General features: G+C 34.5%; 22 protein-coding genes. 10 read left to right on the top strand and 12 right to left on the bottom strand.

Annotated features, from left to right (window positions below; genetic code table 11):
* Positions 1-6: 6 nt before the first annotated feature.
* From H601_RS0105130 to H601_RS15270, 8 genes are all read left to right on the top strand, one after another.
* Positions 7-729, top strand: a complete 723-nt coding sequence (locus H601_RS0105130; protein WP_026710508.1) for a GLPGLI family protein — start codon at positions 7-9, stop codon at positions 727-729.
* The gene (locus tag H601_RS0105125) at positions 729-3,377 is read left to right on the top strand and encodes a carboxypeptidase-like regulatory domain-containing protein (RefSeq protein WP_026710507.1); all 2,649 of its coding nucleotides are present in this window, start codon (positions 729-731) and stop codon (positions 3,375-3,377) included. Before H601_RS0105130 ends, H601_RS0105125 begins: the two co-directional genes overlap by 1 nt.
* A gap of 118 nt (positions 3,378-3,495) precedes the next feature.
* Complete coding sequence (gene rlmH / locus H601_RS0105120; protein ID WP_026710506.1) at positions 3,496-3,969, top strand: 23S rRNA (pseudouridine(1915)-N(3))-methyltransferase RlmH; 474 nt, start codon at positions 3,496-3,498, stop codon at positions 3,967-3,969.
* Positions 3,970-4,042: 73 nt separating this feature from the next.
* On the top strand, positions 4,043-4,783 hold the full coding sequence (gene truA / locus H601_RS0105115; protein ID WP_026710505.1) for a tRNA pseudouridine(38-40) synthase TruA: 741 nt from the start codon (positions 4,043-4,045) through the stop codon (positions 4,781-4,783).
* Positions 4,780-6,525: an ABC transporter ATP-binding protein gene (locus H601_RS0105110; RefSeq protein ID WP_026710504.1), complete on the top strand. Its 1,746-nt coding sequence runs from the start codon at positions 4,780-4,782 to the stop codon at positions 6,523-6,525. The genes truA and H601_RS0105110 overlap by 4 nt, the downstream gene beginning before the upstream one ends.
* A gap of 144 nt (positions 6,526-6,669) precedes the next feature.
* A complete protein-coding gene (gene lpdA, locus H601_RS0105105; RefSeq protein ID WP_035655566.1) occupies positions 6,670-8,058 on the top strand; it encodes a dihydrolipoyl dehydrogenase in 1,389 nt (462 codons plus the stop codon).
* Between the two features lie 142 nt (positions 8,059-8,200).
* Entirely contained in the window at positions 8,201-8,455 is a 255-nt protein-coding gene (locus H601_RS0105100) for a hypothetical protein (protein ID WP_026710502.1), read from the top strand.
* Positions 8,452-8,733: a hypothetical protein gene (locus H601_RS15270; protein ID WP_035655564.1), complete on the top strand. Its 282-nt coding sequence runs from the start codon at positions 8,452-8,454 to the stop codon at positions 8,731-8,733. The genes H601_RS0105100 and H601_RS15270 overlap by 4 nt, the downstream gene beginning before the upstream one ends.
* Positions 8,734-8,747: 14 nt before the next feature.
* Here the strand turns inward: H601_RS15270 and H601_RS0105090 are convergent, their stop codons facing one another.
* From H601_RS0105090 to H601_RS15265, 4 genes are read right to left on the bottom strand one after another with little or no spacing between them, the layout of a single operon-like run.
* Positions 8,748-9,686, bottom strand: a complete 939-nt coding sequence (locus H601_RS0105090; protein ID WP_026710501.1) for an NAD(P)H-dependent flavin oxidoreductase — start codon at positions 9,684-9,686, stop codon at positions 8,748-8,750.
* A 14-nt stretch (positions 9,687-9,700) separates the two neighbouring features.
* Complete coding sequence (locus tag H601_RS0105085) at positions 9,701-11,314, bottom strand: S8 family serine peptidase (RefSeq protein ID WP_026710500.1); 1,614 nt, start codon at positions 11,312-11,314, stop codon at positions 9,701-9,703.
* A 23-nt stretch (positions 11,315-11,337) separates the two neighbouring features.
* A complete protein-coding gene (mnmA, locus tag H601_RS0105080) occupies positions 11,338-12,525 on the bottom strand; it encodes a tRNA 2-thiouridine(34) synthase MnmA (RefSeq protein WP_026710499.1) in 1,188 nt (395 codons plus the stop codon).
* A 35-nt stretch (positions 12,526-12,560) separates the two neighbouring features.
* Positions 12,561-13,301 carry a toxin-antitoxin system YwqK family antitoxin gene (locus H601_RS15265; RefSeq protein ID WP_051220667.1) on the bottom strand — a complete coding sequence of 247 codons (741 nt, stop codon included), beginning with the start codon at positions 13,299-13,301 and terminating at the stop codon, positions 12,561-12,563.
* 114 nt (positions 13,302-13,415) lie between these two features.
* On the opposite strand from H601_RS15265, the gene H601_RS16060 reads away from it, so the two are divergent.
* Complete coding sequence (locus tag H601_RS16060) at positions 13,416-14,786, top strand: alpha/beta hydrolase-fold protein (RefSeq protein WP_051220663.1); 1,371 nt, start codon at positions 13,416-13,418, stop codon at positions 14,784-14,786.
* Positions 14,787-14,990: 204 nt separating this feature from the next.
* Positions 14,991-15,980, top strand: a complete 990-nt coding sequence (locus tag H601_RS0105065; protein WP_026710498.1) for a fasciclin domain-containing protein — start codon at positions 14,991-14,993, stop codon at positions 15,978-15,980.
* 271 nt (positions 15,981-16,251) lie between these two features.
* On the opposite strand, the gene yidC is transcribed toward H601_RS0105065, so the two are convergent.
* From yidC to H601_RS0105020, 8 genes are all read right to left on the bottom strand, one after another.
* Entirely contained in the window at positions 16,252-18,141 is a 1,890-nt protein-coding gene (gene yidC / locus H601_RS0105060; RefSeq protein WP_026710497.1) for a membrane protein insertase YidC, read from the bottom strand.
* Between the two features lie 35 nt (positions 18,142-18,176).
* Positions 18,177-19,796, bottom strand: a complete 1,620-nt coding sequence (locus H601_RS0105055) for a CTP synthase (protein WP_026710496.1) — start codon at positions 19,794-19,796, stop codon at positions 18,177-18,179.
* Positions 19,797-19,950: 154 nt separating this feature from the next.
* Positions 19,951-20,178 carry a DUF3820 family protein gene (locus H601_RS0105045; protein ID WP_026710495.1) on the bottom strand — a complete coding sequence of 76 codons (228 nt, stop codon included), beginning with the start codon at positions 20,176-20,178 and terminating at the stop codon, positions 19,951-19,953.
* Between the two features lie 65 nt (positions 20,179-20,243).
* On the bottom strand, positions 20,244-20,645 hold the full coding sequence (locus H601_RS0105040) for an OsmC family protein (RefSeq protein WP_026710494.1): 402 nt from the start codon (positions 20,643-20,645) through the stop codon (positions 20,244-20,246).
* Positions 20,645-22,537 (bottom strand): PBP1 and LysM peptidoglycan-binding domain-containing protein, encoded by a 1,893-nt coding sequence (locus tag H601_RS0105035; protein WP_026710493.1) that lies wholly within the window; start codon positions 22,535-22,537, stop codon positions 20,645-20,647. Before H601_RS0105035 ends, H601_RS0105040 begins: the two co-directional genes overlap by 1 nt.
* Before the next feature lie 12 nt (positions 22,538-22,549).
* On the bottom strand, positions 22,550-23,308 hold the full coding sequence (locus H601_RS0105030) for a LysM peptidoglycan-binding domain-containing protein (protein WP_026710492.1): 759 nt from the start codon (positions 23,306-23,308) through the stop codon (positions 22,550-22,552).
* 19 nt (positions 23,309-23,327) lie between these two features.
* The gene (guaA, locus tag H601_RS0105025; protein ID WP_026710491.1) at positions 23,328-24,857 is read right to left on the bottom strand and encodes a glutamine-hydrolyzing GMP synthase; all 1,530 of its coding nucleotides are present in this window, start codon (positions 24,855-24,857) and stop codon (positions 23,328-23,330) included.
* 89 nt (positions 24,858-24,946) lie between these two features.
* A complete protein-coding gene (locus tag H601_RS0105020; protein ID WP_026710490.1) occupies positions 24,947-26,164 on the bottom strand; it encodes a porin in 1,218 nt (405 codons plus the stop codon).
* Positions 26,165-26,172 lie beyond the last annotated feature (8 nt).

Genomic DNA, 26,172 nt, shown 5'->3' with positions numbered 1-26,172 from the left:
AATGAAATGAAAAAAATCTTTTATTTATTATTACTATTTACATTACATTCAATTTCTCAAAATCGAAATGAAGGTGTAATTACTTACAAAGTTGTATGTAATACTTGCGATAAAAAAGATGAAAAAAAGAGTGAAATAGAAAAGATTGATGATCTTATATTTAAAGATTTAGAGCAAGTTAATTTTGTTTTAATTTTTAAAGGAAAAGAGTCTTTTTTTGAACTAGAGGATAAAGTTTACTCAGATAATACTAAAATAAACAAATCTATAATTAAAGGTTTAATTAGTGGTGGTGACCATTATTTGGATTTAAATGAAGATATTCTAATTCAAGAAAAAAGTATAATGGGTCAACGTTTTTTAATAAAAACAAATCCATCATCAGCTCAATGGAAAATAACAACTGAACAAAAAGAAATTGATGGATATTTATGTTTTAAGGCTCTAAAAACTGAAAAGATTACTAATTCTTTTGGTACTTTTGAAAATGAAATTACAGCTTGGTTTACTCCTTCATTACCTTATCAGTTTGGTCCAAAAAATCATAATTCACTTCCAGGATTAATATTGGTTCTTCATGATAAAAAGTTTAGCTACTATTTAGATAGGATTAATTTGAATCCCAAAGAAAATGAATTGTCAAAAATAAAAAAACCAAATGGTAATTTGATGACAGAGGATGAGTTCAAAAAATATTTAAATAAAATAACAGAAAATTTTAAAAATTAATGAAATTTTTATTCTTGATTATTTTTACACTCTATTCACAACTCGTTTTTTCTCAAACATTTAGCGGTACAATATCAGACACCCTAAACAATCCCCTTGAAAGTGCCAACGTCATTGCCAAACCTCTACAACAAAACGCATCCATAAAATTTGCAATCGCAGATAATAAAGGGAGATACAAACTTGAATTAGAAAAAGACGTTCGCTATGAAATAAAGGTTTCCTATATTGGATTTGTTGAAGAAAGTATTGTTTATGAACCAAATTCCGAAATCAAAACCCATGATTTCAAACTCAAACCCACCGGAATAGATCTAAAAGAAGTCATCATCAACCACAAATATGAACCTATCATCATCAAAAAAGATACGTTGGTGTATGATGTAAAAGCTTTTGCCAGTGGTAACGAACGAAAACTTAAAGAACAACTCGAAAAATTACCTGGTGTTGAAGTTGATAAAGATGGTGGCGTAACCGTTCAAGGAAAAAGAGTTACCAAATTTTTAGTAGAAAACAAATCCTTTTTTGGAGGTGGAACCAAGTTAGGAGTCGAAAATATTCCTGCCGATGCTGTGGATAAAGTAGAAGTAATCGACAATTTCAACGAAGTAGGTTTCCTTAAGCAAGTTTCCGATTCCGAAGATTTGGCCATGAACATCAAACTCAAAGAAGACAAAAAGAAATTTGTCTTTGGCGATGTAGAAGCCGGTGCCGGAAACGATTCCTATCATCTATTGCATGCCGCTTTGTTTTATTATTCCCCTAAAACCAATTTGAGTTTTATTGGCGATATCAACAACATCGGAAAACAAACTTTTACTTTTCAAGATTTAATGCGTTTTCAAGGCGGAGTAAGTAGCTTTATTTCCGGCAGAAAATCGTTTACCAATCTCTATTCTTTTACCTCAGAAAACAAAGATTTAGTTGAAAATAAATCACAATTTGCCGCGTTGAATTTTAGTCACGAACTTTCAACAAAGTTGGATGTTTCCGGTTTTGCTTTGTTTTCAAAATTGTTTACCGCAACACAAAACGAAACAGCGTTAGAATACCTTCAAACCGAAACGCTCGAAACCCGAACACAAAATGGCAACAATCGCTCATTGCTCGGTCTTGGAAATGTAAAACTGGATTATACACCAAGCAAAGACGAAAAATGGTATTACAACGCACAATACCAATCAAGTGCAAATGATGCTTTTTCGTTGCTCAATTCGGTATCATCTACCAATCAAAATACATTTGAAACGTTGCGTGAAGCAGATAATTCGTCGGTAAAACAATATATCGAATGGCATAAATCCATTTCAAAAAATCATACCACAACCTTAGTAGTCAATCACGCTTTTGAAAATAATGTTCCTCAAAATCAATGGTTAACCAATCAACCCTTTTTAGCCGGATTAATTCCGTTGGATGAAGATGAAAACTATCAAATTGCTCAATTAAAAAAGGTAAAATCCAATTCAATTGATGCCTTATTTAAACATTATTGGATTTTGAATAATTTCAACCACATTTATACGAATGTTGGAAATAATTTTGGAACCACTGCTTTACAAACCTCCGAAAGACAATTTTTATCCAACGGAACAATCAACGATTTTGCCGAAAATGGTTTTGGAAATGACATCGATTACCGTTTGAATGATGCTTTTATCGGAATTGAATATAAATTTAAAATTGGAAAATGGACCAATAAGCCCGGAATTTACGGACATTGGTACCAGTTGAAAACCAAGCAATTTGAAGAGGACATAAATCATTCAACGTTTTTACTTCAACCCCAATTTAACAGCGAATTTGAATTTAATCAATCTGAAACACTACGATTTAATTACCGTTTAGTGAATCAATTTCCAGAAGCTTCACAATTAGCAGAACGATTTACACTTCAAAATTACAACTCCGTTTTTCGTGGAAATGCTTTGTTGAATAATGAGCGTTATCATTCGGCAATACTTAATTATTCTAAAATGAGTATGTATCGTGGTTTGATTGTCAATGCTTATGCCAATTGGAATAAAAAAGTAAAAACCATTCGAAATATTGTTCAATTAGACGGCATTAATCAGTTTACTTTGCCAATTTTAACCGATAATCCGGAAACCAATTTCAGAGTAGGTGGTTCAATAAGCAAAAAGATTTATCGCTTTAATTTGCGTTTAAACACCTCTTTATCATGGTTTGATTACATTCAAGAAGTCAACGGAATCGAAACGGCTAATTCGAGAAAAAATCAAACAATTGGAGTAGAATTGCGTACTGCTCATAAAAAATGGCCTTTTGTAAAAGTTGGTTTTAATAAAGGTTTTAACACATTTAGCGGAATCACTTCATCCAAATTTGAAACCAATCAATTTTCGGCTGGTTTTGATCATGAAATCATTAAGAATTTCACTTTAAAAGCCGATTATGAAGCATTTACCAATTTGAATTTCACCAATCCAAATACTTTTTTTGAAATAGCGAATGCTTCAATAACTTATCAAAAGAAAAACAGTCCTTTTGGGTTTGAATTCCTAGTGTCCAATCTTTTAAATAACAAATCAAAAAATCTAAATACTTTCTCTGATTTTCTCATTTCAGAACAAACTACATTTATACTTCCAAGAATTTTTCAATTCGGAATTCGCTATAAATTATAATATTTATCAATTCTCCTAATCAATTCGGAAATGTGCTTCTGTCTGCAGAAATTTTTATTTTTTACCCTAAAAACTATTCCCATCGAAAATAAAAATAACTTTGCCTCAAAAGAGCACCATGAATATCAAATTAATCGCCATTGGTAAAACAGACCAAAAAAATCTACAAGCGTTGATGGACGAATACCAAAAGCGATTGTCGTTTTACATTAAATTTGAATTGGAAATTATTCCTGATATCAAAAATGCTAAAAACTTAAGTGAGCAACAACAAAAGGAAAAAGAAGGAGAATTGATTTTACAAAAGCTCTCGCCAACTGATTTTTTAATTTTGTTGGATGAAAACGGGAAATCATTCAGCAGTGTTGAATTTTCGGAAGAATTACAAAAGAAAATGAATGCCGGCGTCAAAACATTGGTTTATGTGATTGGCGGACCATATGGCTTTTCGGAGGCGGTATATCAAAAAGCTCAGCAGAAAATCTCCCTATCAAAAATGACTTTTTCGCATCAAATGGTTCGATTGTTTTTTATCGAACAATTGTATAGAGGTTTCACCATTTTACGAAATGAACCTTATCATCATCAATAATAAAAATTAACCTAAAATTATATTCTTTCCAATTCATAACCCATTCAATTCAATTATCTTTGCGAATGGAAATATGAGGTATTTTATCAAATTAGCTTACAACGGAACCCATTACCACGGTTGGCAATCGCAACCCAACGCTACTTCCGTACAAGAAACCTTAGAAAAAGGTTTGTCGTTGTTGCTTAAACTAAAAATTGAACTGGTAGCCGCAGGACGTACCGATGCTGGTGTTCATGCCAAAGAAATGTTCGCTCATTTTGATATGGAAGAACAAATTGATGCTGCTATTTTATTGCCAAAACTCAATTCATTTTTACCCAAAGACATTGTAATTTATTCCATATTTGCCGTTCATGATGAGGCTCACGCTCGTTTTGATGCCACAGAACGCACATATGAATACCATATTCATACCACAAAAGATGCGTTTATTCATGAGTTGAGTTGGTACCATCATTATCCGTTATCGATTGAAAAAATGAACGAAGCAGCATCTATTTTAAAGGAATACACCGATTTTGAATGTTTTTCAAAAGTCAACACCGATGTGTTTACCTTTAATTGCAAAATAAAAAACGCTTATTGGCAACAAAATGGAAATGCATTGGTATTTACCATTACTGCCGATCGTTTTTTGCGAAACATGGTCAGAGCCATCGTTGGCACCATGATAAATATCGGTCAAGGAAAAATTGAACCGAAACAATTACATCATATTATTGCCAGTAAAAACCGTGGTCAGGCAGGATTTTCAGTCCCAGCTCACGGATTATATTTAACCGAAATTAAATACCCCTACCCAACCGAATGAAAGCATTTGACACCAAACTCTTCAAACGGATTTTAATCTACACTAAACCTTATCAATGGCTGTTTAGAGGGGTAATTATTTGGGCTATTGGGCTGTCTGTTTTTGCTGCACTTCGCCCCTATTTGCTTAAAAAAACGGTGGATGATTATATTCAAACACAAGACAAAGAAGGACTTTTAGTATATATCCTCCTAATGGGATTCATTTTGTTAATGGAGGTACTTTCACAATTTTACTTTGTCTACTGGGCCAATTGGTTGGGACAGGATATTGTGCGGGATATTCGTGTGAAACTCTTCCAACACATGTTGCGATTCAAAATGAAATACTACGACAATTCTCCGGTTGGACAATTGGTGACGCGTTCCGTATCTGATATTGAAGCCATTGCACGGATTTTCAGTCAAGGTTTATTTATGATTATAAGTGACTTAATGAAAATGGTTGCCGTAATTATCGTCATGTTTTTCATGAATTGGAAACTCTCTTGGATAGCCATTTTAGCCATGCCGATTTTGATTTATGCCACTCGAATTTTTCAATTGAAAATGAAGGTCGCTTTTGAAGAAGTGCGAACACAAGTAGCTAACTTGAATACTTTTGTTCAAGAACGTGTGACCGGCATGAAAATAGTGCAACTCTTTTCGCGTGAGCAAATTGAATATGAAAAATTCAAGGAAATCAACGACAAACACAACAAAGCGTGGATTAAAACCGTTTGGTATAACTCTATTTTCTTCCCTATTGCGGATTTGGTTACATATCTAACACTTGCATTGGTAATTTACTTTGGTGGTTTATCCTTGGTAGAAGGCGATACTACTACTTCTTTTGGAGATTTATTTACTTATACCATGTTGATTGGAATGTTATTCAATCCACTTCGTCAAATCGCTGATAAATTCAATGAAATGCAAATGGGAATGATTGCTGCCAATCGAGTTTTTCATATTTTAGATATTGAAGACCAAGTACAACAAGACGGGACAGAAATTGCTCCTCATTTTGATGGTAAACTATCGTTTCAAAATGTGCATTTCAGTTATATTGATGGAGAAGAAATCATCAAAGGCATTAATTTAGAAGTAAATCCGGGTGAAACCATAGCTATTGTGGGTTCTACCGGAGCCGGAAAATCAACGATTATCAATTTATTGAATCGATTTTACGAAATTCAGAGTGGTACCATATCCATTGATGGAAAAGACATCAAGAGCTTTGAATTGAAGAGTTTACGCAAGCAAATTGCGGTAGTTTTGCAAGATGTATTTTTGTTTGCCGATACCATTTTAAACAACATCACTTTAGACAATCCATCTATTTCTCGAGAAGATGTTATTACTGCCGCACAAAAAATTGGTGTCCATGATTTTATCATGAGTCTCCCGAATGGTTATGATTATAATGTAAAAGAACGCGGTGTAATGCTTTCTTCGGGTCAACGACAATTGATTGCATTTTTACGAGCGTATGTAAGTAATCCGAGTATTTTAATATTGGATGAGGCTACCTCTTCCATTGATAGCTATTCGGAAGAATTGATTCAACAAGCCACTGAAAAAATCACCAAAGGAAGAACCTCTATTGTTATTGCACATCGATTAGCCACCGTTATCAATGCCGATAAAATTATTGTGATGGATAAAGGTAAAATCGTTGAACAAGGAAAGCATGCTGATTTGGTTAATAAAGAAAATGGCGTGTATAAAAATTTGTATGATGCACAGTTTGTGAATGAATAGTTGGCGGTTGTCTGTTGTCGGTTATCTGAAAACTGATAACTGATAACTGACAACAGTCAACAGACAACTGAATAAAAAAAACTTTTAAAAGACATAATAAATCCTTATTTTCGCACTCAATTAATTACGAAAAATCCCTTCATAATGAAATACGATATTATTGTTTTAGGTAGTGGTCCCGGTGGTTATGTAACAGCCATTCGTGCTTCACAGTTAGGCTTTAAAGTAGCCGTTATTGAAAAAGAAAATTTAGGTGGCGTTTGTTTAAATTGGGGTTGTATCCCAACAAAAGCCCTTTTAAAATCTGCACAAGTATTTGAGTACCTAAAACACGCATCCGATTATGGATTGACCGTAAAAGACTTTGACAAAGATTTTGGAGCGGTAATCAACCGTAGCCGTGGAGTGGCAGACGGGATGAGCAAAGGCGTTCAATTCCTAATGAAAAAGAATAAAATTGATGTGATTGAAGGTTTTGGAAAAATAAAACCGGGTAAAAAAATAGATGTTACTGCGGCAGATGGAAAAGTAACAGAATACAGTGCAGATCATATTATCATTGCTACCGGTGCTCGTTCACGTGAGTTGCCTAATCTTCCACAAGATGGTAAAAAAGTAATTGGCTATCGTCAAGCCATGACCTTACCGGAACAACCAAAGAAAATGATTGTGGTGGGTTCAGGTGCTATTGGTGTTGAGTTTGCCAGTTTTTATAATGCAATGGGAACGGAAGTAACTATTGTTGAATTCATGCCTAACATCGTTCCGGTGGAAGATGAAGATGTATCAAAACAATTTGAGCGTTCGTTAAAAAAATCCGGAATTTCTATTATGACTAATTCTTCTGTTGAACGAATTGACACTAGTGGAAATGGAGTAAAAGCATTTGTAAAAACAGCAAAAGGCGAAGAAGTGTTAGAAGCTGATATTTTGTTATCTGCAGTAGGTATCAAAACAAATATTGAAAACATCGGATTAGAGGAAGTGGGTATTGCTACTGACAGAGATAAAATTTTAGTAAACGATTACTATCAAACCAATATTCCCGGATACTATGCCATTGGAGATGTTACTCCCGGACAAGCTTTGGCTCACGTTGCGTCTGCAGAAGGAATTTTGTGTGTTGAAAAAATTGCTGGACATCACGTAGAACCAATTGATTATGGAAACGTTCCGGGTTGTACCTATGCTACACCTGAGATTGCATCCGTTGGTTTAACTGAAAAACAAGCGAAAGAAAAAGGATACGAAATTAAAGTAGGTAAATTTCCATTTACCGCTTCCGGAAAAGCAAAAGCGGCCGGTACTCCGGATGGTTTTGTAAAAGTAATTTTTGATGCCAAATATGGCGAATGGTTAGGTTGCCACATGATTGGTGCCGGCGTAACCGATATGATTGCCGAAGCCGTAGTAGCTCGTAAATTAGAAACAACAGGTCACGAAATCTTAAAAGCCATCCACCCTCACCCAACGATGAGTGAAGCGGTTATGGAAGCTGTGGCAGATGCATATGGTGAGGTGATTCATTTGTAAATTACTATTAAAATAAAATGTAAACCGTTCAATATTAAATTGAGCGGTTTTTTTATGTTCTAAATTTTGGTAGCTTAAAAAATGATGAGATAATGTAAATTATACATATATTATACGTATATTTACCGTAAATTATATAATAATGCTACAACAAGAAAAAAACAGAAAAGAAGTTGCTCTAGATAATCAAACACTTGCATTGCTGAGTATTATGGCTGAAAGAGAAGGTAGAAAACTCAAAAATTTTATGGAGCAAGTTTTAAAAGAAAAAGCAAATAGTTTTGAAATTTCTGACGCATATAAAAAAGAAATGGATGAACTTTTGGCGAAACACGAAAACGGTCAAAACAGTTATGTAAATGAAGAAGCGTTTTTCGCAAAAATCAAAAGAAAATGAGTCATATTTTGCTTTTTGACGATAATGCTCATCTTGATTATCAAAAAGGTATTGACTACTATGACGATATTTCCATTGAATTAGGTAATCGATATGAAGAGGATTTTAAGAAGACTTTGCAGTATATTAAAGAAAATCCTTTACATTTTTCTAAACGATATTCCATTATCCGAATTGCTCTCTTTGAAAATTTCCCATTTGGAATACATTTTATGGTCGAAGGAAATGTAATTTACATTTTAAAAATTCTGCACACAAAAAGATTTTTTAAACAATAAAAAATACTATAAAATTATAGTAAAACTGCTTCCTTCTTAGCCATTTCAAATTCTTGTATTACTGAATCGATAATTTCTTTGACCGGTATAATATCATGAATTAATCCGGCAATTTGACCGATTTCTAATTCACCTTCCACTAAATCGCCTTCAAACATGCCGCGTTTGGCTCGAGCTCGCCCTAATAATGCTTTTAATTCTTCGGTGGTTGGACATTTTGCATACAACTCTTGTAAATCGTTAAAAAACTTATTCTTAATCAAACGTACAGGAGCGAGTTCTTTTAAGGTAACCAACGTATCCCCTTCTTTGGTATCAATAATTGTCTGTTTGAAATTTTGATGTGCCGAACTTTCCACTGAAGCCGCAAAACGACTACCCATTTGTACGCCATCGGCACCCAAAATCATAGCCGCCAACATTCCTCTTCCGGTCGCAATTCCGCCAGCCGCAATTAAAGGGATGGAAATATTTTCTTTCACCATCGGAATCAAGGTCAAGGTAGTAGTTTCTTCTCTTCCATTGTGTCCACCTGCTTCAAAACCTTCGGCAACAACGGCATCCACCCCAGCCTCTTGGGCTTTTAAGGCAAATTTAGAACTACTCACTACGTGAACCACAGTAATTCCATTTTCTTTTAAAAAAGAAGTCCACGTTTTCGGGTTTCCAGCAGAAGTAAAAACAATTTTCACGCCTTCTTCTACAATAATTTGCATGATTTCTTCAATGTTGGGATACAACATCGGTACATTAACACCAAAAGGTTTATCGGTTGCTTTTTTGCATTTCTGAATGTGTTCACGCAAAACATCAGGATACATCGAACCGGCACCAATTAAGCCTAAACCACCGGCATTACTCACCGCACTGGCTAATTTGTAACCGCTGTTCCAAATCATTCCCCCTTGAATAATCGGATATTGTATATTGAAAAGTGTAGTTATTCTATTCATGAAAGGTGTATAGCTTACTTTTTGATTAATTTACCTTGAACTTCTTCACTTTGAGATTTAATTTTATAAAAGTATACTCCGGATGAAAAAGCTTGAAAATCAATACTTTTTTGTGTTGAAAGTATAGAAGATTGGAAAATTAACTGCCCTAATTGATTATAAAGCTCAAAAGTAGCATTTGTATTTTCTGAAGGTAAAATTAGTGTTAATTGATCAGCTACCGGATTAGGATAAACCTTAACTTTATTGGTTTTTACCTCCCATAAAGCCAGTGCATTTTCTAGAGCTAAATTAAAATTCGGAATTCCGTACCCTAATTGAGCCGTTGGATTTTGAAACAAATGAGCAGATTCACGAATGATGTTTAACAATTCTACATTGGTTTTTTGTGGCAACGCTTGCCATAAGCATGCCACTAATCCTGCCGTTATAGGACCGGAAAAAGAAGTACCATTTGCGGAAGAAATAGTACCTGATGCTGTGGCGACAATTGAACTCACTCCTTGAGCAACTACATCAGGTTTGATGCGTAAATCCGATGATGGACCAATTGAACTAAAAGAAGCGTAATTTCCGGCAGCATTCACGGCACCAACTGTTAACGTATTGATAGCATCTGCAGGGGTTGCTATGTATAACCATGAACCACTGCCCGAATTCCCTGCAGAAGTCACTATGAATATTCCTCTGGAAAAAGCAATATCAGCACCTCTACTACTAAAGGTTGTTACTCCATTCATATCAGCATACGAATAATTATAGGCAGGATTGTCAAAAGTGCTGTAACCTAAAGAAGTGTTGATAATGTCTACACCCAAACTATCAGCCATTTCAGCCGCTTCTACCCACAACGATTCTTCTAATGGATTTTCATAATCAGTTGCCTCAGTTTTGAATAAATAATAGCCGGCATCTGGAGCGGTTCCAACCAGTTGGTTATCTACAAATCCTCCCATGGTAGATAGCACTAATGTGCCATGCGTTCCTCCATCATAAACATTTTCATCACGGTTTACAAAATCATAACCTCCCAAAATTTGGTTGTTTTGCATTAAACGTTGAAAAGGAGACATGTTATTCACTCCCGGAAAACCGTTGTCCATTACTGCAATAATTTTTCCGGCACCGGTATAATTATTTTGATGCAACAAATGACCATTTAACATTTGAATTTGATTGGAAGAATTTCCGTAAAGAAAATTTTCTTCGGTTTCCAGATTTTTTTGCACCTGACTAATTTTATTGCTTGAAGATTGTCTTCCCGCAGTATTCAACGTTCGATCGGCAAAAAATACTTCGGCTACAAAAGGCAATTGTGTTAACGCTTGAATGTTCTCAATTGAACCTCTTACATGCAAACAATTCATCCATTTAGATTGAGCCAGAACAGTAATACCTGTTTGATTTTCTATAGCTTGTCGATAGGAAGCCGTAATCGGAACATCTTTACTGTCAAGTGAAATACCTTGATTAGCCCTTCTATCCAATGCTCGTTGAGAGAGCATTTCCATTGGGTTTTGCAAATAATAATCCACTGATTGCTTATCAGTAAAATAAACCCAAGCATCTTCTTGTGCAAAAGAAATTTGAGCTATGATTAGTAAAAAGAAAAGGTATAACTTTCTCATTTTGATTTGGTTTGGGCACTAAGTTACGAAATTACTCCTGAACCTACCAATTCAACATCAATATTCCATGCTACAAATTGTCCTTCGGTGATGGCTGATTGTGGTTCATCAAAAACAACATACAATCCTGATTCAAATTGATGTAAAGTGGCTTTTTGCAGAGCTTGACGGTATCTGATTCGGGCTAAGACCTTCATCGATTCACCATTATTCAGACGTAAATCTTCTCTTATCCAGTGAATTTCATCTGGATTTACTTTTAAAGTCGTTCTATATAATCCGGGATGATCATGGCCTTGACCGGTATATATGGTGTTGGTTTTTACATCAGTATGAATGATAAAAAGGGGTTCTTTTGTTCCTCCCACATTCAGTCCCCTTCGTTGACCGATGGTATAATAATGAGCTCCTTGGTGTTTTCCAACTATTTTACCCATAGTCGGAAGATAGGTCAAGGGTTGTGCATCAAATTGAAGCTGTTCTTCCAAGGAATCAAAAGTAGGTTTAAGTTGACTGTAAATGGAGTCATTTTTATCGATTTCGATGATAATGCCCTCTTTAGGTTGCAATTGTTGTTGTAAAAATTCAGGTAAGCGAACTTTTCCGATAAAACATAACCCTTGGGAATCTTTTTTCTCGGCTGTAATTAAATCCAATTGAGCGGCAATCTCTCGTACTTGTGGTTTAGTTAACTCGCCAATAGGAAACAATGCTTTTGCCAATTGCTCTTGTGACAATTGACATAAGAAATACGATTGATCTTTATTGCCATCAATTCCGGCTAGCAATTGATAGATTTCTTTACCTTCTTTTTGAATCGTTCCTTTTCTGCAATAATGACCGGTGGCCACAAAATCGGCTCCCAACGAAAGAGCAATCTTCATAAAAACATCAAACTTGATTTCTCGATTGCAAAGCACGTCCGGATTTGGTGTTCTACCATTTTCATATTCCTTGAACATATAATCGACAATACGGTCTTTGTATTGTTCACTTAAATCAACGGTTTGAAAAGGAATGCCTAATTTTTCAGCTACTAAAAGAGCATCATTGGAATCTTCTAACCACGGACATTCGTTTGAAATGGTTACCGAATCATCGTGCCAATTTTTCATAAATAACCCGATAACTTCGTAACCTTGTTCTTTCAACAAATAAGCCGCAACACTAGAATCCACTCCGCCGGAAAGTCCGACTACTACTCTTTTCATTTCAAAAGTTTTTGCAAAGGTAGGAATTTCTAAAATTACTGTTTCTGTGCTTTAACTTTTCTTTTGGCTTCGCCGGCTGCCGTTTTAGGTTTGGCTTTTTTCTTTTCGCTACGGTTTTCTTGTTTTACCAATTTGTTGTTTTCATAAAACTTCCAAATGCCAACTGATTTTCCGTTTTTATATTCTCCGGTGGAATAACTTTTTCCGGTGGCATCGCGAAACGTTACGATGCCATGGTATTCATCATTTTTATAATTGGCTTCTTCTAAAATAACACCGTTTTCTGCATACCGTTTAGAAGCTCCCTCTTTTATTCCATTTAGGTAATTCGTTTCTTCAGCCAATTGACCATTATTAAAAAAAACTTTTCGGATGCCATTTAATTTTCCTTCTTTATAGTTTTCAATGGTCATAATGTCAGGCGATTTAAAATGATAATACTTCCATTCACCTTCAAATTGTTTGTTGATTACTTTACCTTCACTCACTTTAAATTTTCCATTGAAAAAAATAGTGTAACAAGAACCGTCATTGGCCGAAAAATCTCTAGTGGCCACAATTGATTTTACTTTTGTATTGTCATAAAAAGTAAACAAGCCAACTTCTTTTCCGTTTTTAAACTCGCCTTCATATTTCAAGTTTTTAGTATCCTCATAAAAGCCTTTCCAACTTCCATGTTTATTTCCATTTTCATCCAATTGATTGGTTTTTTCTTGAGCAAAAGAAATTAGATTTGAAAAAATAAAAAGCCAAAAAATAGGTTTCGAAATTTGCATGTGAGTGATTTTAAAATTCAATATTATAACTATGTATTCACAAAAATAGTATAAGTCAATGAAAAATCGAACGAATTTATTAAATTTGAGCATCATGGAAATTTTACTACAGTTATGAGAAAAATAAGTCTATTCAGTTTTTTAATTTCTTCGCTTTTACTTCAAGCTCAAGTAACATTGAGAATTACTTCTATACCGAATAATACTCCGCTTGGAGCAACAATTTATTTGGCCGGAAGCATCAATAATTGGACTCCAGGTAATTCGGCATTCATTATGCAACCGGATGGTTTAGGAGCCTTTCAAATTACTATTCCGGAAGGAACGGGAACCGTTGAATACAAATTTACGCGTGGAAGTTGGCCAACTGTGGAAGGAAATGCCAATGGTGGTTTTTTACCCAATCGCTCCTTTACGTTTACGGGAAATCCACAAACGATTAATTTGAGTATTCTTTCTTGGGAAGACTTAGGTGGAGGAAATAATAGTACAGCCGCTTCAAATGTACAAATTTTGAGTCCGAGTTTCTTTATGCCACAACTCAACCGGAACCGAAGAATCTGGTTGTATCTGCCACCGGATTATTTTACTTCCACCAAACACTATCCGGTACTTTATATGAAAGATGGTCAAAACCTATTTGACAATCAAACTTCATTTTCCGGAGAATGGCAAGTTGATGAAACCTTAAACAATTTGTTTAATCAAGGAGATTACGGAGCAATAGTTGTGGGAATTGACAACGGAGGAGGAGAACGATTAAATGAATATTCGCCATGGGTAAATGCTCAATATGGTGGTGGACAAGGAGATGCGTACATGGCTTTTGTTGCTGAAACACTCAAACCTTATATAGATGAAAATTTCAGAACTCGACCTGAGCCAGAAATGAATGCACTTATCGGAAGTTCGATGGGAGCTCTGATAGCAACCTATGGTGCCTGTGAGTATCCAAATGCATTTCGGAAAATCGGTTCGTTTAGTCCGGCTTATTGGTTCGCTTTAGCTCCATTAACTACTTATATAAGTTCCGTTGCAAATTTAAATCAACACAGAGTTTATTTTGTTGCGGGGCAAAATGAATCTTCCACAATGGTGCCCAACATAACCACCATCAGAACAAACATGCAAAACAACGGTTTAACAACCAACAATACGTTTACTAAGATTGATGCTAATGGAACACATTCAGAAAGTTATTGGCGAAATGAATTCGGTGCCGCCTATCAATGGTTATTTATGGAAGAAAATTTATCAATAAACAAAGAAGAAAATAAAAAACCTCAAATCATTCAAACAAATAGCGGGCAAATTTGGGTGGAGGGTTTAACCAATACTACATCATTTGAACTTTATACCATAACCGGACAAAAAATCACTACATTAGAATTAAAAAATGGTTATAATACAATTTCTAATGAATTATTGAGCGGAATTTATCTTTTAAAGTCAACATTTATTGTTTTTAAACTCTTCAAAAATTGATTTTTTTATATTTTGTTTATTAAATTTGTGTTAAAATTAAACAAAGTTATTAACAATGAATAATCGTAAAATTCCATAAAATAAAGGGTTTTTAAAATTTTTACACGGTATTTTGATTTATTTTTTGTTTATCATTTAAACAAAATAATTAAACAATATAAAAAAATGTATATCTTTGTAGAGAACAATAAAAACTCATAATCTATGAAAAAATTAAATTTATTAAAAACAGCTTTTGTAGCTATTTTTGCAGTTGTTGCATTTTCATGTAGTGATGATGATTCTTCATCAAATGACAACACAATTGCCGGAATTGCTTCCAAAAATGAAAATTTAAGCTCTTTAGTTGCCGCATTAGAAAGAGCTGGATTAACTTCAACTTTAAGTGGTGCTGGTTCTTACACAGTATTTGCTCCAACAAATGAAGCTTTTGCTTCTTTTTTAAGTGCAAATGGATTTGCAAATTTAAACGCTGTACCTGTTGATGTTTTGAAACAAGTATTATTAAACCATGTTGTAGCGGGTAACGTTCAGGCAGCTCAACTTCCAGATGCAGGATACATCAAAACTTCTGCAACTGTTGGTGGTACTTCAACAGGAAACACATTGAGTATGTATGTAAACAAATCTTCAGGTGTTAAATTAAATGGGGTTGCAACTGTTACAACTGCAAATGTAATTGCTTCAAATGGTGTTGTACACATTGTAGATGCTGTAATTGCATTACCAACTGTGGTAACATTTGCTGTTGCAGATCCAAATTTTGATATATTACAAGCTGCATTAACAAGAGAAGGTAATACTACTGATTTTGTAACTGCTTTAAGCAGTGCGGGACCATTTACAGTATTTGCTCCTACCAATGATGCTTTTGTAAGTTTATTATCTGAATTGGGAGCAGCGGATTTAGCTGCAATTCCAGAACCAACATTAGATGCGGTATTAAAATACCATGTTGCCAGTGGTGCTTTTGGAAATGTATTATCTAGTGGATTAACACCTAATGGGGTTACTACAGTTCCTACTTTATTAGGTTCATCTGCAACATTTGATATTACTTTACCAGGTACAGGTGGAAATATTGCAAATGTAACTGACGGTGCTGACAGAGCATCTGGAATCATTGCTGTTGACGTACAAGCAGCAAACGGTGTAATACATGTTTTAAACAGAGTTCTTTTACCAGGATCTTAATAATCTTATTGCTATGAAAAAGAAAAGCTCCGATAATTCGGGGCTTTTTTTATGGTTTTACTTGTGAATTTTTAGACTTGAAAATGTTTTAAACTATAAAAAGAATTACTCTTACTACACAAAATGTAGTTCTCAAATATTTACAAAATACAAAAAAATATCATCTGTATTACTTCATTTATTAATTGAAAACTAAAACATACAAAGCTATTTTAATTCCATGTTTATTTTGTAAAAAAAAGCCCCAAACAAATTTAGGGCTTAAATGAATTTACTTTTTCAATTTCTTTTGTTTTTCAGCTTCTTCCATCATTTCTTGCATTTTGCGTTGGAAACGATTCATAGATTTAGGCTTAGTTTTATTTTCTTGAATTTGAGCATGAATTTTATCCTCATTAATGATATAATTTTTAATCACCAACATGATTCCAATAGTAATGGCATTGGAAACAAAGTAATATAAACTCAAACCGGAAGCAAAATTGTTGAAGAAAAACAACATCATGATAGGTGACAAATAAATCATCATTTTCATGATTTTGCCCATATCCGGCATACCTTCTTGTGGTGGTGCACTCATGGCTTGATCACCCGTTGTCATTTTCATGTAAAAGAAAATTGCGATAGAAGCCAAGATAGGAAATAAACTCACGTGATTACCATAAAATGGAATGTAAAACGGTAAGCTAATAACGGAATCAAATGACGACAAATCATCTGCCCAAAGGAAACTTTTTTGACGTAAATCAATTGCTGATGGGAAGAAACTAAACAACGCATAAAACACCGGAATTTGCATTAAAGCCGGTAAACATCCCGCCATTGGGTTTACTCCCGCTTTAGAATACAACTTCATGGTTTCTTGTTGTTTCTTCATTGGATCTTTGCCGAATTTGGTATTTAATTCTTGGATTTCCGGACGTAAAACCTTCATTTTTGCTTGAGACAAATACGATTTATAGGTTACCGGTGACATTACAATTCTGACCAAAATCGTTAATACAATAATCGCAATACCGAAAGGTAAAAACAAAATCAGAAAATCAAATGTTGGAATAAAAATATAACGGTTTATCCAACCGAAAATTCCCCATCCCAACGGTACAATTTCATCTAAGTTTTTATCGTAATCATTTAAAATATGATAATCAGTTGGTCCATAATACCAATTCATATTATAATTCACTTCACCATTTTTAAAAGCTAATGGTACAGTTGCTTTGAATTGTTTGGTAAACAAAGTATCTTTCTCTTCATCTTTTACTAAATTTTCTGAAACTACAATTGCTTTTTCAAAAGGTGTATCCGTCATTAAAACAGATGTAAAGAAATGTTGTTTGAAAGCTATGTACGACACCTCTACCGGTTCATCAGAGGTTGAAGCACCTTGTCCTAAATAATCGTCTTTCCCACCTTCATATTCAAAAATAAGTTCAGTGTAACGATTTTCATAGCTTACACTTTTCTCATTGCGATACGTTTTGATTTTCCAATCTAAATTTAACGGATTGGAGGTATTTAAAACCGTATTTAAACCTTGTGAACGAATAGCAAAATCAAGCATATATTCGTTTGGTTTCAATACATATCGGTACTCCAAGTATTGATTATTTCCAGCTTTTAGTTTTAAAGAAACAACTTGGTTTTTACCTTCCTTTGTTAACGTAGGCTCGAAAAATAAATCTTTTGTATTTAACGTTCGATTATCGTTAGTTTTTAATTCAATATTAAAATCTGCATTCCCGTCTTTAATCAAATGCACTTTTTTACCTGAACCTTTTTGGAATTGTTCAAATTCTTTCATTTCGGCTTCAACGATGTAACCTCCTTTATTTGCAATTTTTAAACGAGCCACTTCATTTTCAATGGTTGTAAAATCATTTTTTGCAGAAGGAAGAGAAGCTGAATAAGCAAAAGACCCTAAACTACTTTGTAATTGAGCTGCTTGAATAGAATCGCTAACTGGGGCAACTGTTTTTACATTTGTTTCGGCTACTTTGACCGGAGTAGTTTTTCCTTTGGTCTCAACTTTTTCTTGTTGTGCCTTTTTTGCTTTTTCCTTTACTTCGTTTTGCTGACTGTTGTACATGACCCAAATCAGAATCAGGAATATTAATCCGAATCCGATAATCGAGTTGACGTCTAATTTTTTTTCTTCCATTTATTTAACTAATTACAATTGTTGCGTTTCTACACTTAAACAGAAACGACTTTATGTTGAACGGCAGCTTTAACAAATCCAACAAAAATTGGATGTGGATTGGCCACAGTACTTTTATATTCCGGGTGGTATTGCACTCCGATAAAAAACGGATGGTTTTCGATTTCAATAATTTCAACCAAACCGGTATCCGGATTAATTCCACTTGCTTTTAAACCTGCTTTTTCAAGTTGTTCCTTGTATTTTCCATTGAACTCAAAACGATGACGATGACGTTCTTGAATTTGCTCTTTTCCATAAATTTGATACGCTAATGTATCTTTTTCAAGGTTGCATTTCCAACTTCCCAAACGCATAGTTCCGCCTTTGTCTGTAATAGTTTTTTGCTCTTCCATCAGATCAATAACAGGGTGTGACGTTTGCTGATTCATTTCGGTTGAATTGGCATCTTCAAATTCTAGTACGGTTCGAGCATATTCGATTACCGCCATTTGCATTCCCAAACAAATTCCGAAAAACGGAATATTATTTTCTCGTACATATCGAACGGTTTCAATTTTTCCTTCAATTCCTCTTTCACCAAAACCGGGTGCGACTAAAATTCCGTCGAAACCACCTATTTTTTCAGCTACGTTGCTTCTATCAATGTATTCCGAATGCACACTCACAATATTTACTTTGGTCTCATTGGCAGCACCGGCATGAATAAACGCTTCTAAAATCGATTTATAGGAATCTTGCAATTCAACATATTTTCCAACCAATCCGATATTAACCGTATGTTTTGGGTTTTTTAATTTGTATAAGAACTCGTTCCATTGTTTCAAATCGGGAGAAGATTTTTCGGGTAAATTCAACTTTTTCAAGGCTACTTTGTCCAAACCTTCTTCCAACATCAAATTCGGTACATCATAAATCGTTGAGGCATCAATCGATTGGATTACTGCTTCTCGTTTTACATTACAAAACAAAGCCAATTTTTGACGCAATTCATCAGACAATTCGTGTTCGGTTCTACAAACCAAAATATCGGCTTGAATTCCACTTTCCATCAACGTTTTAACCGAATGTTGCGTAGGTTTCGTTTTTAATTCACCAGCCGCAGCCAAATACGGAATTAACGTTAAATGAATGACAATTGCGTTCTCCTCCCCCAACTCCCACAACAATTGTCGAACAGATTCGATGTAGGGTAACGATTCAATATCACCCACCGTACCGCCAATTTCGGTAATCACAATGTCAAAATCACCAGAATTTCCTAACAATTGCATTCTCTCTTTAATTTCGTTGGTAATATGTGGTACAACTTGTACCGTTTTACCAAGAAATTCGCCTCTTCGCTCTTTTTCAATCACAGAAAGATAGACTCTTCCGGTGGTTACGTTATTTGCTTGCGAAGTCGGTACGTTTAAAAAACGCTCATAATGACCTAAATCCAAATCGGTTTCCGCTCCATCATCCGTTACATAACATTCTCCATGCTCATACGGATTTAAAGTTCCCGGATCAACATTGATATACGGGTCGAACTTTTGAATGGTCGTTCGATAACCTCTGGCTTGCAATAATTTTGCTAACGAGGCCGCAATAATTCCTTTTCCTAAAGAAGATGTTACGCCACCGGTTACAAAAATATACTTCGTTTGATTCATTGTGTTGTTGTTTGTTGTTGTAGTTGTGTGAAATGGAATAAAACTTTACTCCAAAACGGTGCAAAAGTACGATTTAATTCATCAATGTAAAAATGAATTAAGGAGATTGTTTCACAATATTCTAATGTCAAAACAATTCTTTGAAAATCAGATGCTAAGGCTTTGGAAATTTTTCTTTAATGGTTCGAACCAAATGTTCTAAACCGTTTAATTTGAGTTCATAAACCAATTGGAGTTGCTGGCCCAATTCTCCTTTTGGAAAGCCTTTTTGATGATACCAAACCACATAATATTCTGGTAAATCAATCAAATAACGTCCCTCGTATTTCCCGAAAGGCATTTTTGTATGAGCTAATTTAATAAGGATTTTTTGTTGGTCCAATTCTTTTGTCTGTTTTCCGTTGTCGGTTGTCTGATAACCTATAACGGACAACCGACAACAGGAAACTATTTCCAGTTAAACGTAATTTCTTTTTCAATATCCGGATGCAAACTCAACATTACAGGGCAAGTCATGGCGGCTCTTTCTAAAATAGTTTTAGTTTTATCATCGACCACAAGATTCATGTTTAAAACCGTGATAATCTTAGCGATTTTACGAGGCTCTGCCTGCATGATTTTGGTGACTTCAACAGTTGAACCGGTTAAATCTACATTCAAATCTCTGGATTTTATTCCCATAATAGAAATCATGCAAGTAGCTAGTGAATTAGCCACCAAATCAGTTGGAGAAAAAGCTTCTCCTTTACCGTGATTATCTTTTGGAGCATCAGATAGTATTTCTGTTCCCGATTGTAGGTGTACTGAAGTGGTGCGTAAATCGCCTATATAAGTTACTTTAGAAGTCATTAGTCCATTAATTTTACATTAAAATCTTCAACGTATTGCATGATATAAATTCCCTTGTTGGAATATCCTGAGCTACTTTTTTCGTAATCAAATTTATTTTCCACTCCTTCTGAGGCATACGTTTGAATGGTCGTTTCAAAATCTTCTTTTTGGAACAATCGCATCATGGTATCAAAAACAACATCAAAGCCTCGAACAGCATATTGATTCGGATACACATTGTTTTTCTTCTTGTATTGCATGGCAAAATTCAACGATTGTGGTGTATCTTGATATCTTGTAAGCGAAGGAAATATGATTTGTTGCTTTAAAATTCTTGGAAAAACCTCATCAGTTTCGAAAGTATTGTTAATATCCAATACCACTAATTCAGCATTATATCCGGCAGATTTCGCATTACTACATTGGCTTAATGCGTTAAAAATCATTCCGGTAGAAGCCGTTTCTAAAATAAAATAGTTTATTTTATCCTTTGATAATTTTGGGGAAATACTATCATTTATAATTCCACCTTTTTCATTTAAAGGTGCTATGTAAATATCTTTATGAAAGTCTGTTATGAATTGCTTAGCAGCCGATTTTTTACTGTCAACCAAAGCAATCATATTGCCATTTTTAGAGCGTATATAGGCAAACATTTCGTTTTTAACAAAATCGTTTGGTGGCATAGATTGATAAACATTTTCGGTGGATGAAGTTATTTCTCTCAATGGGGAAATTACCGGCACATTACTACTGCTCAGTAATTCGGCAGTTTTTTCAACATATTGAGGATAAAAAGGTCCGATAACGGCATCCGCTTTGGCTAGATTTTGATTTTGTACAATTGACGAAACACTTGAACCTCTTTTAGTTTCTTGAGAATCTAGTATTTTAACATTCAAATTTAAACCCAATCGTTTAGCTGAATCAATTGCCATTAAAGCACCGGAATAAAAATCTAAAGTAAGGTTTAAAAAACCATCTCTTTTTAATCTGGCCTGAGTGGTCAATGAAGTATCACTTTCGATATTTGAAGTATTAAATGGCAGTAATAGAACAATTTCTTTTTTGTCTTTTTTAACCAACGATTTTGTAAAATCCTTGATTTCTTTTGTTTTACCGGAATACACAAATCGTTGAGCAGGAACTTGAAGTTTCATTCCTTCTTTCACACCTTCCTTTAATTCAGGATTCAACGTCAATAATTCTTCTTGACTCATCGAGAAAAGTTTTGAAATACTAAATAAAGTTTCTTTTGGTTTAACTACATATTCCAAATAGTTAGATTTTGAAACTTTTTTTATTTCAGATGTTGCATCAGGTAATGATGGTTTAGAATTTCCGTTTTTGATTATCAATTTTTGACCAATTGATAAACCTTCTTTTGCACTTGGATTCCAAAGTGACAAATCATCTACAGAAACTTGATATTGTTTAGCAATAGAATAAAGGGTTTCTTTAGCTTGAACTTCGTGATAAAGGGTTGTTGACTCTTGAGGTTTGGATTTTTGAACCTCAATTGATTTTCCTGAAACATGAATAATTTGACCTACTTTTAAACCGTTTTCTTTAACATCAGGATTCCATTTCTCTAAAAGTTCTACTGTAGTTGTATATTGTTTTGCAATACCAAATAAAGTTTCTTTTGGTTTTACTTCATGCGTTAATGGAACCGAAGAATTACTCACATCAGAAGAAGGAATTAATAAAATCGCATCAATTTGAATCCCATTTTTGGCATCAGGATTCATCCTGTAAATATCGTAAGGTGTAACTTTATATTTTTGAGCAATCTGAGTGATGGTTTCTCCTTTGGCTACTATATGCTTTTTTACAGACTCATTCGGTTGAGCGAAACTATTTTGAAAGCTCAAAAAACAGCATACAATAACTAGGAAAAATACCCTCATGGAGTTCAAAATTTATTTAGAAATAATCGTTAATACTTGTCCGGCTTGTAATCCGTTTTTCAATAATTTTTCATTTTGATTCATAATTGCTTCTACTGACACATTATATTTTTTAGCAATTCCATATAATGTTTCTTTTGGAGCAACTGAATGCTTAATCACAGTTTCAGATGATGCAACAGTAGTAGCTATTTCAGCCGGCTTATTTGTTGATACAACTTCTTTGGTTTGTTTTTCAATAACCGTACCACTTTTGGGTATTTTCAGTGTTTGTCCAACTTGTAAACTGTTTTTTAACAGCATTACATTTGCACTTTTAATTTCATCAACTGAAATATTATAAAGTCTTGACAAACCATAAAGTGTTTCACCTGCTGTTACTTTATGCATAACAAAACCTGATTTAGAATCATTAGTAAGGTTAGAATTTACAACTTCTTTTTTTACGATAACCTCTTTTGGCTTTTCTACTTCTTTTTGCTTATCTAACTCTTTTATAGGCTTGTAATTATCAGAAGGTAAAACAATTTCCGGTGACTTTTGAGGAACATAAAATTCTAATACCATTCCCTCTTTCACTCCATCTATGGCTGAACGATTGGAACGATAAATTTCTGCCGGATCTACCACATATTTTTTTGAAATATCTAACACGGTTTCTCCAGAAGCAACGGTATGTTTAACTAAATCCATACCCGGTTTTACAACGGTTTGAGAAAAAGTGATTTGGGGGCTAAGCAAAATCATTGCTCCAAATAAAAACTTCTTCATCTAACTAAAAATTAAAAAACTACTCCCATTCAATAGTAGCTGGTGGTTTTGAACTGATATCATACACAACTCTGTTAACCCCTTTTACCTTATTGATGATTTCATTGGAAATTTTCATCAAAAAATCATACGGCAGATGCACCCAATCGGCTGTCATTCCATCGGTAGATTCAACAGCTCTTAAGGCAACAACTTTTTCGTAGGTTCGCTCGTCACCCATAACTCCTACACTATTTACAGGCAGAAGAATGGCTCCAGCTTGCCAAACTTTATTATACAAACCGTGTGACTTTAATCCTTCAATAAAGATAGCGTCAACATCTTGCAATATACGAACTTTTTCTTTAGTTATATCACCTAATATACGAATTGACAAACCTGGACCTGGAAAGGGATGTCTGCCCAACAATTCCGGGTCAATACCCAAGGTAGCTCCTACTCTTCTCACTTCATCTTTGAACAACATTCGGAGGGGTTCAACAATTTTTAATTTCATAAAATCGGGTAATCCGCCCACATTATGATGCGATTTAATAGTAGCCGATGGTCCTTTTACTGAAACCGATTCAATCACATCCGGATAAATCGTTCCTTGTGCCAACCATTTCACGTCTTCAATTTGATGAGCTTCATCATCAAAAACTTCTATAAATACACGACCAATAGTCTTTCGTTTGGCTTCCGGTTCTTCAATTCCGGCTAACTGATCTAAAAATCGGTCGGTTGCATCAACACCTTTCACATTTAATCCCATTCCTTTGTATTGATCTAATACATTTTGGAATTCATTTTTACGCAATAAACCATTATTTACAAAAATACAATACAAATTTTTGCCAATGGTTTTATGCAATAAAACCGCAGCAACGGTAGAATCCACTCCACCTGAAAGTCCTAAAACGACTTTATCGTCTTTAATTTTTTCTTTTAATTCGGCTACAATTTCATCAACAAAAGCATTAGGAGTAAAATTTTGTGGTACTTCGGCAATTCGCACCAAAAAATTTTCCAACATTTGTTTTCCGTCGGTAGAATGATATACTTCAGGATGAAATTGAATGGCATAGGTTTTTTCACCTTCAATTCGATAAGCCGCATTTTCTACATCTTTAGTACTGGCCAATCGAACTCCATTTGTTGGCAATTTTTTAATCGTATCTGAATGACTCATCCAAACTTGACTATTAAGAGCCACTTCTTCAAAAAACGGGTCGTGATCATCCACAAAACTCAAATTAGCTCTGCCGTATTCCCTAATGTTAGAAGGAGCTACTTCGCCACCGCTAAAATGAGCCAAATATTGAGCTCCATAACAAACGGCTAGCAAAGGCATTTTGCCTCTAATTTGAGATAAATCGGGATGAGGAGCATCGTCTGCTCGAACTGAAAAAGGACTACCGGAAAGAATTACTGCTTTAAATGAAGATAAATCTTCAGGAACATGATTGTAAGGAAAAATTTCGCAGAATATGTTTAATTCCCGAACTCTTCTCGCAATAAGTTGTGTGTATTGCGAACCAAAATCTAAAATAAGTACGTTGTGTTGCATGGGCAAAAATAGGGATATTCTCGGAAAGTGAGAAACGGTTTTCCTGTTAAATTTTAAACAATTTTAAGTACTAAATTTATAAATAAGGATTAAATTCCAATTTCAACTTGAAAACGGATGTACCAATTGGTTCGTGAAGTTCCGTTGAAATAAGACAATTCATCTACCGTAAATTCTGATTGCAATTTGAAAGCATGCTCCCAAAAATATTTGGTTACCCCAACACTGTATTGTTTGGTGTTGGGTGTAAAAGCTTGAATATCTTTATCTACTTTTTGTGTAGAAAAACGTCCAATTATTTCATAATTAGTTGGAAACAAATAACTCAATTGGTAATCAAATCCATCACCCACATAAACAAAATTGAAGTCGTTTACATCTTCAGGATTAAAAGTCAAAGGATTCTCTGAGGTGCGATTCATGTAAGAACTCATGAAAGCCCAACCATTATATTTAACCATGGCATCTAGTAAAACGGATTCCATGTTCCTTTTTTCATACAAATCAACTCCTAATTGTCCTTGTGTTTGACGGGCTTTTACATTTCTATGAAAAGTTCCGGCCAGTAACAATTTTGGTTTTTGTTCTCGAGCAATATCGCCTTCAAAATTGGTTCCGTCTTTTGAAAATGAACCTAGCGGAAACAATTCCATTCTACCGGTTAAGGCAAAACCATTATCCGGACTTTTGGTTACGTTTCTTCCATTACCTGTACTAACCGCGGTTTTTACATTATAAGAAAACTTTTCTTTCTTCTCGTTTAAAAAATAGGTTTGAAACCCAAAATCACGGTCAATATTAAAACGAGCATTGTTAATTGTTCTATCAGTCATTTGTAAGGCTCCTGAAGAATTTACCCGTTGCCTGTTCCCCGGTAATTTGGTTTGCCCAAAGGCAAAACTCCAGTGTTTGTTGGGTCGGTAAAACACAACTGCATCGCGAATAATATTGATATTTTCTCCCTCTTCAATTTCGCCTACATCACCGGGAGCAAAAGACAATTGAATAGCATACAAAAATTTAGGATTTCCTACATACCCATCAAAACGCAATCGCAAACGTCTAACTTGACCTTCAAACGCTTCTTCTTGGTCTTCATTTTTTAAAAAACCCATTCGGTTTTGCATTCGGAATCGGATATTCAACTGAAAAATACTGTCCGGAGATGTCAATCCTAATCCTCTACCGTAATTGTAATAAGGTAAAGTGGCTAATTTTAAATCGTTATCTTTTGTACTGAATTTAATATCCTGAGCAAAAGAAAATGAGGATACAAGTACAAAAAAAAGTATACATTTTGTTTTCATTAAAGTAG

It is taken from the genome of Flavobacterium filum DSM 17961 (assembly GCF_000425465.1).
GTDB classification, from domain to species: domain Bacteria; phylum Bacteroidota; class Bacteroidia; order Flavobacteriales; family Flavobacteriaceae; genus Flavobacterium; species Flavobacterium filum.
The sequence above is the reverse complement of the archived record's forward strand: the minus strand, read 5'-3'. Positions and strand labels throughout refer to the sequence as shown.

Bases quoted from the DNA above. Each gene is read 5' to 3' on its own strand.
- H601_RS0105130 (WP_026710508.1), top strand. From the start codon at position 7: ATGAAAAAAATCTTTTATTTATTATTACTATTTACATTACATTCAATT.
- H601_RS0105125 (WP_026710507.1), top strand. From the start codon at position 729: ATGAAATTTTTATTCTTGATTATTTTTACACTCTATTCACAACTCGTT.
- rlmH (WP_026710506.1), top strand. From the start codon at position 3,496: ATGAATATCAAATTAATCGCCATTGGTAAAACAGACCAAAAAAATCTA.
- truA (WP_026710505.1), top strand. From the start codon at position 4,043: ATGAGGTATTTTATCAAATTAGCTTACAACGGAACCCATTACCACGGT.
- H601_RS0105110 (WP_026710504.1), top strand. From the start codon at position 4,780: ATGAAAGCATTTGACACCAAACTCTTCAAACGGATTTTAATCTACACT.
- lpdA (WP_035655566.1), top strand. From the start codon at position 6,670: ATGAAATACGATATTATTGTTTTAGGTAGTGGTCCCGGTGGTTATGTA.
- H601_RS0105100 (WP_026710502.1), top strand. From the start codon at position 8,201: ATGCTACAACAAGAAAAAAACAGAAAAGAAGTTGCTCTAGATAATCAA.
- H601_RS15270 (WP_035655564.1), top strand. From the start codon at position 8,452: ATGAGTCATATTTTGCTTTTTGACGATAATGCTCATCTTGATTATCAA.
- H601_RS0105090 (WP_026710501.1), bottom strand. From the start codon at position 9,686: ATGAATAGAATAACTACACTTTTCAATATACAATATCCGATTATTCAA.
- H601_RS0105085 (WP_026710500.1), bottom strand. From the start codon at position 11,314: ATGAGAAAGTTATACCTTTTCTTTTTACTAATCATAGCTCAAATTTCT.
- mnmA (WP_026710499.1), bottom strand. From the start codon at position 12,525: ATGAAAAGAGTAGTAGTCGGACTTTCCGGCGGAGTGGATTCTAGTGTT.
- H601_RS15265 (WP_051220667.1), bottom strand. From the start codon at position 13,301: ATGCAAATTTCGAAACCTATTTTTTGGCTTTTTATTTTTTCAAATCTA.
- H601_RS16060 (WP_051220663.1), top strand. From the start codon at position 13,416: ATGAGAAAAATAAGTCTATTCAGTTTTTTAATTTCTTCGCTTTTACTT.
- H601_RS0105065 (WP_026710498.1), top strand. From the start codon at position 14,991: ATGAAAAAATTAAATTTATTAAAAACAGCTTTTGTAGCTATTTTTGCA.
- yidC (WP_026710497.1), bottom strand. From the start codon at position 18,141: ATGGAAGAAAAAAAATTAGACGTCAACTCGATTATCGGATTCGGATTA.
- H601_RS0105055 (WP_026710496.1), bottom strand. From the start codon at position 19,796: ATGAATCAAACGAAGTATATTTTTGTAACCGGTGGCGTAACATCTTCT.
- H601_RS0105040 (WP_026710494.1), bottom strand. From the start codon at position 20,645: ATGACTTCTAAAGTAACTTATATAGGCGATTTACGCACCACTTCAGTA.
- H601_RS0105035 (WP_026710493.1), bottom strand. From the start codon at position 22,537: ATGAGGGTATTTTTCCTAGTTATTGTATGCTGTTTTTTGAGCTTTCAA.
- H601_RS0105030 (WP_026710492.1), bottom strand. From the start codon at position 23,308: ATGAAGAAGTTTTTATTTGGAGCAATGATTTTGCTTAGCCCCCAAATC.
- guaA (WP_026710491.1), bottom strand. From the start codon at position 24,857: ATGCAACACAACGTACTTATTTTAGATTTTGGTTCGCAATACACACAA.
- H601_RS0105020 (WP_026710490.1), bottom strand. From the start codon at position 26,164: ATGAAAACAAAATGTATACTTTTTTTTGTACTTGTATCCTCATTTTCT.